This window comes from Nitrospirillum guanabarense, from assembly GCF_034653355.1.
In the GTDB taxonomy this organism is placed as follows: Bacteria; Pseudomonadota; Alphaproteobacteria; order Azospirillales; family Azospirillaceae; genus Nitrospirillum.
Window position 1 is genome coordinate 935,056 of sequence record NZ_JAYEER010000004.1, and the last position, 14,556, is coordinate 949,611.

Genomic DNA, 14,556 nt, shown 5'->3' on the forward strand with positions numbered 1-14,556 from the left:
GCCGGAACCAGGAACAGGAATGGGGGTGGCCATGGCGTCGGTGGAAGACGCGATCGCGACACTGGAACGGAACATCGAGGCGGCGTCGGGGCAGCCGGTGGCCGTGTGGGTGGGACGCATTCGGGCGCAGGGCCTGACCAAGCACGGAGAGATGGTGACTTGGCTGAAAGCGGAGCATGGCTTCGGCCACGGCTATGCCAACCATGTCGCCAAGCGTGCCCTGGCTGACGCGGCGCCGCGCTCCGTCGACGATCCCGTGGCGCACCTGTTCGAGGGCAAGGCGGGGCTGCGCCCCCTCCATGACGCCCTGGTCGCGGCGGTGATGGCATTCGGGCCCGACGTCGAGGTGGCGCCCAAGAAGGCCAATGTCAGCATCCGCCGGCGCAAGCAGTTCGCCCTGATCCAGCCGTCGACGCGCACCCGCCTCGACCTGGGCCTGGTGCTGAAGGCCCGTCCGCCGGAAGGCCGGCTGGAGGCGTCGGGCAGTTTCAACGCCATGTTCACCCACCGGGTGAAGCTGGTCACCGTGACCGACGTGGACGCCGCGGTGCTGGCCTGGCTGAAGGAGGCTTATGATGAGGCGGTCTAAGCGGTTGGCGGTGGCCGTGCTGGCGACGCTCGCGGTGGCACCCCAGGCGATGGCGGCCGAGTCCTTGGCGGCCCTCTCTTTCCTGGTGGGCAAGCGCGTCGCCGACACCGATCCGGCCGCGCGGCCCAACCAGGGCGGCACGTCGGAGATCACGCCGGACCTGAACGGCACCCTGCTGGTGCGCCGCGACCGCACCCACATGGTGGAGGGTGGCGACCTGGACATGGTCATGACCATGTATGCGGAGGGCGGGCACTTGCGCGCCGACTTCTTCGACACGGTCGGGCACGTCATCCACTACCGCGTCACCGACCTGGAACCTGGCCATCGCGTGCAGTTCACCAGTGATCCCGCCCCGGCGAACCCCACCTTCCGCCTGACCTATGAGGGGCTGGCGGGCGGTCGCCTGGCCGTGCGGTTCGAGATCGCGCCGCCGGGGTCGCCACCATCCTTCAAACTGTTCACCGAGGGGACGCTGTCGCCGGCACCCTGACGGCATCGGGACGAGGAGGTATCTTGAGCATCGACCATTCCAACGGCTGGAACGCGATCGCGCCCGAGTTCATCAGGGTGCGGTCGGGCGTCGGTGCCGACACCGTGCGGCGATGGGCGCGGGGGCTGCCACCGGGCGGGGCGGTGGTGGATGTCGGCTGCGGCTCGGGGACGCCCATCGCGGCGACCCTGATCGCCGACGGCTTCCGGGTCTTCGGGGTCGACGCGTCGCCGGTTCTCGTGGCCGAATTCCGTCGCCGCCTTCCCTCCGCCGAGGTGGTCTGCGAGGCGGCGGAGACCAGCGGCCTGTTCGGGCGGACGTTCGATGGCGCCGTGGCCATCGGGCTGCTGTTCCTGCTGCCAGCCGACGGTCAGCGTCAGGTCATCGATCGCGTGGCCGGCGCCTTGGAACGCGGCGGGCGCTTCCTGTTCACGGCACCCCGCCAAGCTTGTGAATGGCGGGACACCCTGACGAGGCGGCCGTCGTTGTCCCTGGGGGAGGACGCCTATCAGCTGGCGCTGGAGCGTGCCGGCATGCGCCTGTCGGGCCTGCATGCCGACGAAGGCGGGAACACCTATTTCGACGCGCGACGCCCATTGGACTAGGGCCACCCCTTGGTGCATGGCCACCCGCCCGCCAGGGGCCTTTGATCCGCCGGGCGGGGCCGGTATACAGGGTGCTGTAGCCCAGACAGGATGGAAGCCCCGTGGTCAGACGCGTTTACGCCCGCAAGGAAGTGGTGGGTCTCCTGGATGCGCTGGAACGCCAGGCGCGCGAATCCACGCAGCTGGCCAAGCAGGCGGAGGCCGCGGCCGCCCGCGACAGCTTCGAGGCCTACAACGCCTTCCGCAACAAGGTGGGGGAGTTCCGCGCCCTGTGCATCCTGGTGGAAGGCCGCCTGCGCAGCATGGACGGCCCCGCCGACGAGGTGCGCGAGCGCTACGCCCAGCTGGACACCCTGATGCTGAGCCTGCTGGTGCGGGCCAGCATGCGCTTCTTCTTCGTGCTGTCGGCCAAGACCGTGCTGCCCCTGGGCGCCCGCGAAATCTTCGTGACGGAGCTGCGCAGCCTGTATGAGGCCAGCGAGAAGCTGCGCAAGCCCGAATACGCCAGCCGCCTGAATAAATCCATCCGCAGCGAGCTGGAGACGGCCGAGATGATCCTGGAAGAGATCATCGACAAGGCGCCGTCCATGCTGCAGTTCAGCTGAGCTTATTCCCTCAATCGCCGGGCGCGGGCATTTCCGCTTCGCTTTCCGGAAATCCCCGGCGGAGGCGGTCGCCTCCTAGATGGCATGAGGTTGTTCCTCATGCTTCCGATGTGACCGGCGTGATCACGGCGGGCAGGCGCACGATGTCGCGGTAGGCGTGCCAGCTGGCGTGCCCGATCAGGGGCAGCAGCGGCACCAGGCCGATGAACAGCGTGGCCATGCCCAGCGCCACCGCGAAGGATATCAGGCCGGCCCACAGCAGCATGGCGCGGGGGTTGGCCCGCACCGCCGTGATGCTGGTGGCGACGGCGGTGAGGACGCCGACGTCGCGGTCCAGCAGCAGGGGCAGGGTCACCACGCTGATGGTGAAGGTGGCCAGCGCCAGGGCCGCCCCCAGCAGCGTGCCCACGATCAGGAAGGGCAGGGCCGCCGGGGTCAGCAGCACGGCGGCCAAGCCCTCCGGCGGCACATGCGCGTCGCTGAGCATCAGGGCGTAGAGCAGGGTGGCCAGCCGTACCCAGAACAGGTGCATCAGCAGCAGCACGACGCCGAAGGCGCCGATGGCGGACAGGTTGTCGCGCCAGGCGTTCAGGCAGGCGGTGGCGTCGGGGGGCAGCCCCCTTTCCCGCCGGCGCGACGCCTCGTAGAAGGTGACGGACAGCAGGGGCGCCAGCAGCATGAAGCCACCGGTCAGCGGCAGCAGCAGGGCCAGCCAGCCGTTCAGGATGGCCACGGCGGTCGCGAAGAAGCCCACCGCCGCCAATATCAGACCATAGCCCAGGCTGATCGGCGGCGTCGCCGCCATGTCGTCCCACCCCAGCCGCAGCCAGTGCCATGGCCGGTCCATCGGCACCCGCCGCACGGCGGGCGAGGGATGGGTGAAAACCGGGATCAGGGTCCCGTCCGTCATCGCCGTCATGGCCTTGGTGCTCCTCCGCCCAGGGTTGCAACGCCAACCGCGCCCCGGAGGCCTTCTTGCCGGGCCATCCGTCACTCACCCAACCATACGCCAGGTTGATGGATGGCGGCTTGACGCAGGTCAATGCGGCGGGGTGTGGCCGCCATCACAGTGCGGACGCTGAGGTGCATCGGCCCCGTCGCCCGACGGACACCACCTGGGTAACCAGGCCGCCGATGCCCGCAATCGTTGTCTTGAGGGACCGAGGCGCGGGGGCCGCAACCCCCCGCGTCCCTGCCGCTTGAGCCCATATTCGGGGGGTGTCATGAGTGTAGCGGTTTCCGGGGGGGTGCCCATCACGGCGGCCCGTCCCGCCAGCCGGGAAGCCTATGTGGAGGATGTGGTCCGCGCGTTCACCATCGCGACCATGTTCTGGGGCATCGCCGCCTTCACGGTCGGCGTCCTGATTGCCTTCCAGTTGGCGTTTCCCGCGCTGAATTTCGGATTGGAATGGACCAGCTTCGGCCGCGTGCGGCCGCTGCACACGTCCGCGGCCATCTTCGCCTTCGGCGGCAACGCGCTGCTGGGCACCTCCTTCTTCGTGGTCCAGCGCACCTGCCGCGCCCCCCTGTTCGGCGGCGCGCTGCCGGCCTGGTTCATCTTCTGGGGCTATCAGCTGTTCATCGTGCTGGCCGGCACGGGCTACCTGATGGGTATCACCCAGGGCAAGGAATACGCCGAGCCCGAGTGGTACACCGATCTGTGGCTGACCATCATCTGGGTCGCCTACCTGATCGTGTTCGCCGGCACGCTGATCAAGCGGCGTGAGCCGCACATCTACGTGGCCAACTGGTTCTACCTGGCGTTCATCATCACCATCGCCATGCTGCACATCGTCAACAACCTGGCGGTGCCCGTCAGCTTCACCGGCACGAAGAGCTACGGCGCCTTCGCCGGCGTGCAGGACGCGATGATCCAGTGGTGGTACGGCCACAACGCGGTGGGCTTCTTCCTGACCGCCGGCTTCCTGGGCATGATGTACTATTTCATCCCCAAGGCGGCGGAGCGGCCGGTCTATTCCTACCGCTTGTCCATCATCCACTTCTGGGCCCTGATCTTCCTCTACATCTGGGCCGGCCCGCACCACCTGCACTACACGGCCCTGCCGGACTGGACGCAGACCCTGGGCATGGTGTTCTCCATCATGCTGTGGATGCCCAGCTGGGGCGGCATGATCAACGGCATCATGACCCTGTCGGGCGCCTGGGACAAACTGCGCACCAACCCGTCGCTGCGCTTCACGGTCACCGCCGTCGCCTTCTACGGCATGAGCACCTTCGAAGGCCCCGTCATGTCGGTGAAGCCGGTGAACGCGCTCAGCCACTACACCGACTGGACCATCGGCCACGTGCACTCCGGTGCCCTGGGCTGGGTCGCCTTCGTCACCTTCGGCGCCCTGTACTACCTGGTGCCGGTGCTGTGGCGGCGTAAGGGGCTGTGGAGCCAGACGCTGGTCGAATGGCACTTCTGGACCGCCACCCTGGGCATCGTGCTCTACATCACCTCGATGTGGGTGTCGGGCATCATGCAGGGCCTGATGTGGCGCGCCTACGACGACATGGGCTTCCTGCAGTACTCGTTCGTCGAGACGGTGGCCGCCATGCACCCCTACTACATCATCCGCGGCATGGGCGGCGTCCTGTTCCTGACCGGCGCCATCATCATGGCCTTCAACCTGATCCGCACCGTGAAGCATGGCCAGCCGCTGGCGGAAGACCGGCCCGCGGGCCTGGTCGCGGCCGAGTGAGCGGAGGGACCGAAAATGAAATTCTCTCACGCCATCGTCGAAAAGAACGTCGTCATCCTGGCGCTGCTGACCCTGATCACCGTGTCCATCGGTGGCCTGGTGCAGATCGTGCCCCTGTTCTCCATCGAAACCACGATCGAGCGGGTGGGCGGCGTGCGCCCCTACACCCCGCTGGAGCAGATGGGCCGCAACATCTACATCCGCGAGGGCTGCTACGTCTGCCACAGCCAGCAGATCCGCACCTTCCGTGATGAGGTGGAGCGCTATGGCCCCTACAGCCTGGCGGCGGAAAGCATGTACGACCATCCCTTCCAGTGGGGGTCCAAGCGTATCGGTCCGGACCTGGCCCGCGTCGGCGGCAAGTATTCCAACGACTGGCACGTCGCCCACCTGAAGGACCCGCGCGCCGTGGTGCCGGAGTTGATCATGCCGACCTACGCCTTCCTGGCCAGCCGTCCGCTGTCGGTGCCCAACATCCAGGACCACCTGAAGACCCTGCGCACCGTGGGCGTTCCCTACACCGACGACATGATCGCCAACGCCGCCGCCGACCTGAAGGCCCAGGCCGACCCGGACGCCGACACCAGCGGCCTGCTGAAGCGGTACCCGAAGGCGGTGGTGGGCAAGTTCAACACCGAAAGCGCGGAGCTGACGGAGATGGACGCCCTGGTGGCCTACCTGCAGATGCTGGGCACGCTGGTCGAGTTCAGCAAGCTGCAGCCCGAAGACCTGCATCAGTGAGGGGGACGCCATGGAAGAGTTCCACGCCCTGATCTCGCAAGTATGGCTGGTGTGGTTCGTGGCCTTGTTCAGCGGCATCGGCATCTGGGCCTATTGGCCCTCGCGCCGGCGCCGCCTGGACGACTGCGCCCGTATCCCGCTGCTGGATGACGCCGACCGTCCCCTACCCGTACGGCGGTCGGCGCCGACTATGAAAGGCTGAGGTCCCCCCATGTCGACCCACATCGAAAAAGACGCCCATACGGGCCGGGAGACCACCGGCCATGAATGGGATGGCATCAAGGAACTGAACACGCCGCTGCCCAAGTGGTGGCTGTACACCTTCTACGCCTGCATCGCCTTCGCCCTGGTCTACACCGTGCTGTATCCCGCCTGGCCGTCCTTGCACTCCCACACCAAGGGGGTGCTGGGCTGGACCCAGCGCGACACGGTCAAGTCCGCGCTGGACACCCGTCAGCAGACCCTGGCGCCTTTGAAGGCCAAGCTGCTGGCCACGCCCATCGGCGACGTCGAGAAGGATCCGGAGCTGCGTGGTTACGTGCAGGCCGCCGGCCACATCGCCTTCGCCGAAAACTGCGCCGCCTGCCACGGCGCCGGCGGCGCCGGGGGCAAGGGCTTCCCCAACCTGGCCGACGACGATTGGCTGTGGGGCGGCACGCCGGAGCAGATCCTGCAGACCGTCACCTACGGCGTGCGCAATTCCAACCCGGACTCCCGCGTGTCGGACATGCCGCGCTTCGGCGCCGACGGCCTGCTGACCAAGGAGCAGATCAACGACGTGGCGGAATATGTGCTGAGCCTGTCGAACACCGGAACGGACAAGGCGGCCGCCGGCCGCGGCGCCCAGGTGTTCGCGGACAACTGCGCCGCCTGCCACGGCGAGAAGGGCGACGGCAACCCCGACGTGGGCGCCCCCCGCCTGAACGACGCCATCTGGCTCTATGGCGGGGACAAGGCCACGGTCGTCCAGACCATCACTTACGCCCGGCGCGGCAGCATGCCGGCGTGGAGCGAACGCCTGGACCCCGCCACCGTCAAGCTGTTGGCCGCCTACGTGCACACCCTGGGTGGTGGGAAGTAAGACGCCGGGGGGATGGGACCATCCTTCCCCCAATTCCCCGACGCCCGCTTCCCCCAGTAGTTGTTACAGGGGGACCCCGCCCTGGGTCCGCACGAGAGAACCCCCGCCGCATACCCATCCGGCGGGGGTTTTTCTTTTCCCGATCCTGGCTTTTGACGCTTGGCAAGCGGTTGTTTTCACGCCCGTGACCTGCTGTCGCGGTGCGGCGGCGCCCAATGGGCGGTTGATCTAGCGCAAGGCGGGGGGGCGGCCGGGGCATAGGGTCCCTCCATATCCGCGTTGGTGGCCCAACCGTTGGGGCCCCGCCACGCGGTTGACACCGAATGGACCGACCCATGGACACGACACCCACGGATGGCCGCCCCGCCGGAGAGGAACAGGGCGGTGAGGTATTGGACCGCCCCGCCAAGGCGGCCCGGGCCTCCGCCGCCCGCGATGGCCGCCCCCGCTCCATCAAGGTGGACCTGGAGAATGGTGACACGGGCAGCCTGTATGCCGAGCGCATCAAGGTTTATCCCAAGGCCGTGTCCGGCCGGTACCGCACCATCAAGTGGGCCGTCCTCGCCCTTTGCCTGGCCGTCTATTACACCGTGCCCTGGCTGCGTTGGGACCGGGGGCCGGGGGCGCCCGGTCAGGCCGTGCTGATCGACCTGTCGGCGCCGCGCGCCTATTTCTTCGGCATCGAGATCTGGCCGCAGGAGGTCTACTACATCACCGGCCTCCTGGTGCTGGCCGCCGTGGGCCTGTTCCTGGTGACGGCGCTGGCGGGGCGTGTCTGGTGCGGCTACGCCTGCCCGCAGACAGTGTGGACCGACCTGTTCATGGCGGTGGAGCGCTGGGTCGAAGGCGATCGCGGCGCCCGCATCCGCCTGGACCGCCAACCCTGGACGCGCGGGAAGGCGCTGCGCAAGACGGCCAAGCACGCCGCCTGGCTGGCCATCTCGCTGGCGACCGGTGGCGCCTGGGTCCTGTATTTCGACGACGCGCCCACGGCGCTGAAGGGCCTGTTCACCGGCCAGGCGACGGTCAGCGAATATTTCTTCGTCGGCCTGTTCACGGCGACGACCTATACGCTGGCCGGCTGGGCGCGCGAGCAGGTCTGCACCTATATGTGCCCCTGGCCGCGCATCCAGGGCTCGATGCTGGACGTGCATTCCCTGGTTGTGACCTATGAGGCCTGGCGGGGGGAGCGGCGCGGACCGCACAAGGCCGGCACCAGCTGGGAAGGGCGGGGCGACTGCATCGACTGCGGCCAGTGCATCACCGTCTGCCCCACCGGCATCGACATCCGCGATGGCCAGCAACTGGAATGCATCGGCTGCGGCCTGTGCATCGACAGCTGCAACGACATCATGGCCAAGGTCGATCGCCCGCCCAACCTGATCCGTTTCGATACCCTGGCCAACCAGGAAGCCAAGGCCCAGGGCCAGTCCAACCGCTATCGCCTGGTGCGGCCGCGCGTCGTGATCTACGCCCTGGTGCTGGCGATAGTGGGAGGCGTGATGCTGACGGCCCTGGAGACGCGCACCACCATGGGCATCAGCGTGCTGCGCGACCGGGCCCCCCTGTACGTCACCCTGTCGGATGGCAGTCTGCGCAACGGCTACACCATCAAGGTCATCAACAAGCGGCGGGGCGAGAGCGCCTTCAGTCTGGGCGTGGTCGGCCAGCCGGGCGCCACCGTGGCGGTGCAGGACGTGGGCGAGGCGCATGGCGCGGACGGCGTGACCTTGGCCGTCCACGGCGATGCCGTCGCCACCTTCCGCGTCTTCGTCAGCCTGCCTCGCCAGTCGATGACCCGCGACGGCGGCGCCCAGGGCTCCATCCCCCTGGTGTTCAGCCTGACGGAGCGGGAGCCGATCCCCGCCCACACCACCTTCTACGAAGGCGTCTTCATGGGCCCCGGCGCCAAGCCCTGATCCCGAGGAGTGACCGTCATGACCGTCATCGAAATGCCCGGCCGCCAGCCGCTCAAGCCCAAGCGCTCCTTGATCCCGTGGATCTTCGTGGGCGGCATGGGTGTGGTGATCGTGGTGAACAGCATCCTGATCTATGTCGCCCTGCACAGCTGGACCGGCATCGTCACCGCCAAGCCTTATGAGCGCGGCATCGAATACAACAAGGTGCTGCAGGCCCAGGCCCAGCAGGACGCCTTGGGCTGGGTGTTCGACGCGGATATCGAGCCCTGGGGCGACGGCCCCAAGGGCACGGGCGTGCTGACCGTGCGCGTCAGTGACCGCGACGGCGCCGCCCTGGACGGCATGGCCCTGACGGGACGGCTGGTACGGCCCATCGACATCATGCCCGACGTGCCGCTGACCTTCACCGCCGCCGGCAACGGCCGCTACACCGCCAGCGTCGCCCTGCCCAAGCACGGGCAGTGGGACCTGAAGCTGAAGGCGGAGAAGGGGGCCGACTGGTACCACCTGACCCGCCGGCTGTTCGTGAAGTAGGGGCGGGGAGGACGCGGCCATGCCCTTGGACAGCCTGACGGCGCACTGCCGGCACTGCGGTCAGCCCCTGATGGGGGCGGCGACGGAGCGGGGCGCCTTCTGCTGCCAGGGCTGCGCCGGCGCCTACACCCTGATCCATGACCTGGGGCTGGACGCCTATTACGACCGTCGGCCGGCGGAGGCCGCTGCCCCCGCCGTGGCGGATGACGGGGACGGCGCCGATCCCCTGTTGGGCCTGCCCGATGCGGTGGCGGTGGCGCCGGACGGCAGCTGCCTGCTGCGCCTCAGCGTCGACGGCTTGCACTGCGGCGCCTGCCTGTGGCTGATCGAGGCGGCGGTGACCAAGCACCATCCCGAGGTGCGCTCCGCCCGGGCCAACCTGACCACGCGCTGCCTGACCCTGCGCTGGACTGGCGCGCCCGCCCAGGCCGTGGACTACGCCCGGCTGGTGACGGGGCTGGGTTACCGCGTGGCACCCTTCGGTGGCGCCGGCGCGGGGGCCGACCCGGCGGCGGCACAGGAACGAGCCCTGCTGCGCCGTCTGGCGCTAGCGGGTTTCGCCGCCGCCAACGTCATGCTGCTGTCCGTTTCCGTCTGGTCAGGGGCGGACGCCATGGGCGACGCCACCCGCACGCTGCTCCACTGGGTATCGGCCCTGATCGCCCTGCCCACGGTGGCCATCGCCGGCCAGCCCTTCTTCCAGTCGGCCCTGGCGGCGTTGCGGGCCGGGCGTACCAATATGGACGTGCCCATTTCGGTGGGCGTGCTGCTGACCACGGGCATGAGCGTGGTGATGACGGCCCAGCATGGGGAGCACGCCTATTTCGACGGCGCCGTCATGTTGCTGTTCTTCCTGCTGGTGGGCCGCTATCTGGACAGTCGGGCGCGCGGCCGGGCGCGTTCGGCCGCCGCCCATTTGCTGGCCCTGAACCAGGCGCCCGTGACGGTTCTGGACGCCGACGGCCTGCCCCAGGTGGTGCCGCCCGCCCGGGTGTCCCTGGGCGCCACCGTGCTGGTCGCGGCGGGGGAGCGCATCGGCGTGGACGGCACGGTGGCCGAGGGCGTGTCCGACCTGGATGCCAGCCTGGTGACGGGCGAGACGTTGCCCCTGGCGGTGGCGCCCGGCGCCCAGGTCTTCGCCGGCATGATCAACCGCACCGCCCCCTTGCGCCTGACCGCCACGGCTAGCGGCGAGGGCACGCTGCTGGCCGAGATGGTACGCCTGCTGGAGGCGGCGGAGCAGGGGCGGGCGCGCCATGTCCTGCTGGCCGACCGCATCGCCCGGGCCTACACGCCCGTGGTGCATCTGACGGCGCTGACCACATTCCTGGCCTGGGTGTTCCTGGGCCATGCCGCCTGGTACCAGGCGCTGCTGATCGCCGTATCCGTCCTGATCATCACCTGCCCCTGCGCCCTGGCGCTGGCGGTGCCGGCGGTGCAGGTCACGGCCAGCGGCCGGTTGATGCGCCAGGGCATCCTGCTGAAATCCGCCACGGCGTTGGAACGCCTGGCGCCGGTGGACACCGTGGTGTTCGACAAGACCGGCACCCTGACCCTGGGCCGTCCCGACCTGCTGCCCGACCCCACCCTGACGGCGGCGGAGCTGGAGCTGGCCGCCCGGCTGGCCCGCGCGTCGCGTCATCCCCTGTCGCGGGCGTTGGCCCGCGCCGCCGGCCCCGGCCCGGTTGCCGAGGGCGTGGTGGAGGTGCCGGGGGGCGGCCTGCGCTGGAGGGGACCGCAGGGCTTCGTCCGCCTGGGCTCCAGAGCCTTCTGCGGCGTGACGGATGCGGACGACGAGGGGCGGGCGGGACCGGAGCTGTGGTTCAGCCGCTGTGGCCAGCCGCCCCGGCGCTTTCTGTTCGCCGACCGGCCCCGCCGCGACGCCGCCGCCGTGGTGGCGGAGCTGAAGGCCGCCGGCTACCGGGTGGAGCTGCTGTCCGGCGACCGCGCCGTCACCGCCCAGGCCCTGGCGGCGGAGGTCGGCATCGATATCGTGCGTGCCGATGCCCGGCCGGCCGACAAGTGCGCGCACCTGGCGGCGCTGCGGGCGGAAGGGCGGAACGTCCTGATGGTGGGCGATGGGCTGAACGATGCCGCGGCGCTGGCCGCCGCCGACGTCTCGCTCAGCCCGGCCAGCGCCGTGGACGTGACCCAGACGGCGGCTGACGTGGTGTTCCAGGGCGATGGCTTGGCCGCGGTGGCGGAGACGCTGGCCGTGGCCCGGCGGGCCCGCGCCCTGGTGCGCCAGAACCTGGCCTTCACCCTGCTGTACAACCTGTGCGCCGTGCCGGTGGCCATGGCCGGCCTCGCCACGCCGTTCGTGGCCGCCGCCGCCATGTCGGGATCGTCCCTGGCGGTCATGGCCAACGCCCTGCGCCTGGGCGGTAAGAAATCCCCCGACGGAGGTCAATGATGAACAGCCTGCTTTTCCTCATCCCCGCCGCCCTGCTGCTGGGCGGGCTGGGGCTTTGCGCCTTCCTCTGGGCGGTGCGCGACGGCCAGTTCGAGGACCTCGACGGCTCCGCCACCCGCATCCTGTACGAGGATGAAACACCGCTGCCCAAGCGGCCCGTTTGACACCTGACCTGATGGAGTGAGTTCCCATGAAAGCGTCCAACACCCTGCCGGCCGTCATCGTTCATGGCATGGGCATCATCGTGGCTGTGCTGGGCCTGTTCTTCGCCGCCGGATCCACCGACTTGGCGGGCTACATCGATGGCCTGCTGTTCGTCGCCTTCGGCGTGCTGGTCAATTTCTTCACCATCGCCCGCACCGTCGGCGGTCATCAGGACGAGTTGGCGCAGCAGCCGGCGGAGTGAAGCCAGCGGATGCGGCCACCCGGCATCTGAGGGCGGATAAACATGATCACTGGCGCGGGATCGGGGGCGTCCCTATCTTTGCGCCATGCTGATCCCCGACGTCCTCGTCCCCGGCCTTCACCTGGTGTTCTGCGGCACGGCGCCCAGCCGCGCCTCCATGGAGGCCAGGGCCTACTACGCCAAGCCGGGCAACGCCTTCTGGCCCAGCCTGCACGCCGCCGGATTCACGCCCACGCGGCTGAAACCCCAGGAATATCCCATCCTGCCGACCCTGGGGCTGGGCCTGACCGACCTGAACAAGACCCAGTTCGGCAACGACGTCGACCTGGACCCCGCCGCCTATGACGTGGCGTCCTTCGTGGAGAAGATGCGGCGCCATCGTCCCGGCGCCGTGGCCTTCACCAGCAAGACGGCCGCGTCCGTCTTCCTGGCCGGGCATTTCGGGCTGATCGGCAGCCCCGTCTACGGGCGGCAGGCCCAGGATTTCGAGGGCGTCACCCTGTTCGTCCTGCCGTCCCCCTCCGGCCAGGCGCGGCGCTTCTTCACGCTGGAGCCCTGGCGGGAAGCGGCGGCCTTCGTGGCCCACCGGCGCACCGCTTCCGCCCGGCTCCCCTGATTTTGCAGATTTGCATTTCCAGGTAGTGCGCCGGCATAGTCCACTCCGGGAACAGTTGTGTGCTAGTATCACTACTGGGTTCCGGTGTTCGGTTGACGGATTTATTTTCGCTGTCCTGTCGCGGGCGCCCCGGTCGATGCCATGGGGAATATCCGGCCGTTATCGGTATTGCGCGGCGGTGGAAGTGAAATGCATGTCCTGACACTTCTCGACGTGAATATTCTGCTGCATGTCATCGCCGCCTTCTGCTTGTTTCCCGTCGGTCGTACGCTGAAGGCGGGCAGGGCGGTCTGGTTCTGGGTTTCCTCGAACCTGTTCAATGCCGCTGGCTTGCTGATTGTCCTGACGCCCCACGCCAACCGGCCCATACCGGCGTTCAGTTTGATCGGCAACCTCTTGCTGGATTGGGGAACGATGCTGGCTTACGTCGGCATCCTGTCGTTCCTGAACCGGCCCCGGCGGACCCTCTGGCTGTTGCTTCCGGCGGCGGCGCTGTCGTGCGCCAAGATCGGCCTTTTCCTGGGGGTCGGTCTGAACTTGCCCATCAACGTCATCCTGGGGTGCGGCTGCCGCCTCCTGCTGGCGACGGGTTGCGCCTGGCTGCTGCTCCGCCATGCGGAGCGCGATCTGAGGATCGCCGCCTGGACGATGGCGGGATTCAACGTGGCCTGGGCGGCGGTGCTGCTGACCCGCATGGGTTGGGAAGCGCTGATGGTGCTGCCGCACGGCCGGGTGGTGATCGGTGATGTGCGTGATTCCACCACCTCCATAGGGCTGATGCTGCGGGCCGGTGTCACCTTCACGCTGACCCTCGGCTATTTGTGGATGGTGGGGCAGCGGTTGCAGGCGCGCCTGATCCGCCTGGCGGAGCAAGACCCCTTGACCGGCATCGCCAATCGCCGCGTCCTTTGGGAAAGGGGGAGCGCCTGGTGGCGCGGGCCCAGCAGCGGGGCGGCATGCTGGCGGCGTTGATGGTCGACATCGACCACTTCAAGGCCATCAACGACCGGTGGGGCCATGGCATGGGCGACGTCGTGATCACGCGCGTCGCGCAGGCCATCGCCGGCGTCATCCGCGCGACGGATATCCTGGGCCGCGTCGGCGGCGAGGAATTCGCGGTCGCCCTGCCTGACGCCGACGCGGCCACGGTGGCCGCCGTGGCGGAGCGGATCCGCAAGGCCGTCGCCGACCTGGTCGTGGACCCGCAAGCGCCGGTTCGGTGCACCGTCAGTGTCGGCCGCGCCAATCTCGCGCCCGGCGTCGATTGGGCCGCCTTGGTCCACGCGGCCGACCAGGCGCTCTACCGTGCCAAGACCGGCGGCCGGAACCGGGTGGAGGCGCACGTCTGGGACGAGGCGGGGCGGGGCGCCGACGCGGAAATTCCCGGACTGGCCATGGCCTGCTGGATTTAGGCGCCCGCCCGCGCGAACCGCGCCGGCCCATCCATCCAAATCGCCACTCGCTTGCCTGCCGGGTCATGGTAATGTCATCCGGTATCCCACGGGCGGGATTTGCGAATACGGATCCGGCGACATGAGCAACCAGGACGATATCGACGCCATGTTCGGCGGTGGCGGCCAATCCATGGCCTCATCCACCGAGCTGTCGGCCATCTACGACACGGTGGTCGAGGTGTCGGTGGTGCTGGGCACATCAACCATTCGCGTCCGCGATCTGCTGAAGCTGGGCCGCGGCGCCATCGTGGAACTGGACCGCAAGATCGACGACCTGTCCGACATCATCGTTTCCGGCCGCACCGTGGGCCGGGGCGAGGTCACCATCGTCGAGGACAAGATCGCCGTGACCTTCCGCGAGTTCACGCGGGTGAACGGCTGACATCGTTCGCCTG

18 protein-coding genes are annotated in these 14,556 nt (G+C 68.7%); 17 read left to right on the forward strand and 1 reads right to left on the reverse strand.

The window, feature by feature from the left end:
- The first annotated feature begins 31 nt into the window (after nucleotides 1-31).
- From UAA55_RS22335 to UAA55_RS22350, 4 genes are all read left to right on the forward strand, one after another.
- A complete protein-coding gene (locus tag UAA55_RS22335) occupies nucleotides 32-589 on the forward strand; it encodes a DUF5655 domain-containing protein (RefSeq protein WP_322955490.1) in 558 nt (185 codons plus the stop codon).
- Nucleotides 576-1,082 carry an SRPBCC family protein gene (locus tag UAA55_RS22340; protein ID WP_322955491.1) on the forward strand — a complete coding sequence of 169 codons (507 nt, stop codon included), beginning with the start codon at nucleotides 576-578 and terminating at the stop codon, nucleotides 1,080-1,082. Before UAA55_RS22335 ends, UAA55_RS22340 begins: the two co-directional genes overlap by 14 nt.
- A 23-nt stretch (nucleotides 1,083-1,105) precedes the next feature.
- On the forward strand, nucleotides 1,106-1,687 hold the full coding sequence (locus UAA55_RS22345; RefSeq protein WP_322955492.1) for a class I SAM-dependent methyltransferase: 582 nt from the start codon (nucleotides 1,106-1,108) through the stop codon (nucleotides 1,685-1,687).
- A gap of 101 nt (nucleotides 1,688-1,788) precedes the next feature.
- A complete protein-coding gene (locus UAA55_RS22350) occupies nucleotides 1,789-2,292 on the forward strand; it encodes a hypothetical protein (protein ID WP_322955493.1) in 504 nt (167 codons plus the stop codon).
- A 97-nt stretch (nucleotides 2,293-2,389) separates the two neighbouring features.
- Here UAA55_RS22350 and UAA55_RS22355 read toward each other — a convergent pair whose 3' ends face one another.
- Entirely contained in the window at nucleotides 2,390-3,211 is an 822-nt protein-coding gene (locus UAA55_RS22355; protein WP_322955494.1) for a DUF2189 domain-containing protein, read from the reverse strand.
- A gap of 304 nt (nucleotides 3,212-3,515) precedes the next feature.
- Here UAA55_RS22355 and ccoN point away from each other — a divergent pair, with 304 nt between their 5' ends.
- The 13 genes from ccoN (at nucleotide 3,516) to fliN (ending at nucleotide 14,543) form a co-directional block, all read left to right on the forward strand.
- Complete coding sequence (gene ccoN / locus UAA55_RS22360; protein ID WP_322955495.1) at nucleotides 3,516-4,997, forward strand: cytochrome-c oxidase, cbb3-type subunit I; 1,482 nt, start codon at nucleotides 3,516-3,518, stop codon at nucleotides 4,995-4,997.
- Nucleotides 4,998-5,012: 15 nt separating this feature from the next.
- Nucleotides 5,013-5,738 carry a cytochrome-c oxidase, cbb3-type subunit II gene (gene ccoO / locus UAA55_RS22365; protein WP_322955496.1) on the forward strand — a complete coding sequence of 242 codons (726 nt, stop codon included), beginning with the start codon at nucleotides 5,013-5,015 and terminating at the stop codon, nucleotides 5,736-5,738.
- 10 nt (nucleotides 5,739-5,748) lie between these two features.
- Nucleotides 5,749-5,940: a cbb3-type cytochrome oxidase subunit 3 gene (locus UAA55_RS22370; RefSeq protein ID WP_322955497.1), complete on the forward strand. Its 192-nt coding sequence runs from the start codon at nucleotides 5,749-5,751 to the stop codon at nucleotides 5,938-5,940.
- A gap of 9 nt (nucleotides 5,941-5,949) precedes the next feature.
- A complete protein-coding gene (gene ccoP, locus UAA55_RS22375) occupies nucleotides 5,950-6,819 on the forward strand; it encodes a cytochrome-c oxidase, cbb3-type subunit III (RefSeq protein ID WP_322955498.1) in 870 nt (289 codons plus the stop codon).
- A 335-nt stretch (nucleotides 6,820-7,154) separates the two neighbouring features.
- Entirely contained in the window at nucleotides 7,155-8,738 is a 1,584-nt protein-coding gene (ccoG, locus tag UAA55_RS22380) for a cytochrome c oxidase accessory protein CcoG (RefSeq protein WP_322955499.1), read from the forward strand.
- Nucleotides 8,739-8,756: 18 nt separating this feature from the next.
- Nucleotides 8,757-9,272, forward strand: a complete 516-nt coding sequence (locus tag UAA55_RS22385) for a FixH family protein (protein WP_322955500.1) — start codon at nucleotides 8,757-8,759, stop codon at nucleotides 9,270-9,272.
- Nucleotides 9,273-9,291: 19 nt separating this feature from the next.
- The gene (locus UAA55_RS22390) at nucleotides 9,292-11,685 is read left to right on the forward strand and encodes a heavy metal translocating P-type ATPase metal-binding domain-containing protein (protein WP_322955501.1); all 2,394 of its coding nucleotides are present in this window, start codon (nucleotides 9,292-9,294) and stop codon (nucleotides 11,683-11,685) included.
- Nucleotides 11,685-11,849 carry a cbb3-type cytochrome oxidase assembly protein CcoS gene (ccoS, locus tag UAA55_RS22395; protein WP_322916700.1) on the forward strand — a complete coding sequence of 55 codons (165 nt, stop codon included), beginning with the start codon at nucleotides 11,685-11,687 and terminating at the stop codon, nucleotides 11,847-11,849. The genes UAA55_RS22390 and ccoS overlap by 1 nt, the downstream gene beginning before the upstream one ends.
- Before the next feature lie 26 nt (nucleotides 11,850-11,875).
- Entirely contained in the window at nucleotides 11,876-12,091 is a 216-nt protein-coding gene (locus UAA55_RS22400) for a hypothetical protein (RefSeq protein ID WP_322955502.1), read from the forward strand.
- 85 nt (nucleotides 12,092-12,176) lie between these two features.
- Nucleotides 12,177-12,707 carry a mismatch-specific DNA-glycosylase gene (locus UAA55_RS22405; RefSeq protein WP_322955503.1) on the forward strand — a complete coding sequence of 177 codons (531 nt, stop codon included), beginning with the start codon at nucleotides 12,177-12,179 and terminating at the stop codon, nucleotides 12,705-12,707.
- Between the two features lie 189 nt (nucleotides 12,708-12,896).
- Nucleotides 12,897-13,679: a hypothetical protein gene (locus tag UAA55_RS22410; protein WP_322955504.1), complete on the forward strand. Its 783-nt coding sequence runs from the start codon at nucleotides 12,897-12,899 to the stop codon at nucleotides 13,677-13,679.
- The gene (locus UAA55_RS22415; protein ID WP_322955505.1) at nucleotides 13,637-14,119 is read left to right on the forward strand and encodes a GGDEF domain-containing protein; all 483 of its coding nucleotides are present in this window, start codon (nucleotides 13,637-13,639) and stop codon (nucleotides 14,117-14,119) included. Before UAA55_RS22410 ends, UAA55_RS22415 begins: the two co-directional genes overlap by 43 nt.
- A gap of 121 nt (nucleotides 14,120-14,240) precedes the next feature.
- The gene (gene fliN / locus UAA55_RS22420; protein ID WP_322955506.1) at nucleotides 14,241-14,543 is read left to right on the forward strand and encodes a flagellar motor switch protein FliN; all 303 of its coding nucleotides are present in this window, start codon (nucleotides 14,241-14,243) and stop codon (nucleotides 14,541-14,543) included.
- Nucleotides 14,544-14,556: the final 13 nt, after the last annotated feature.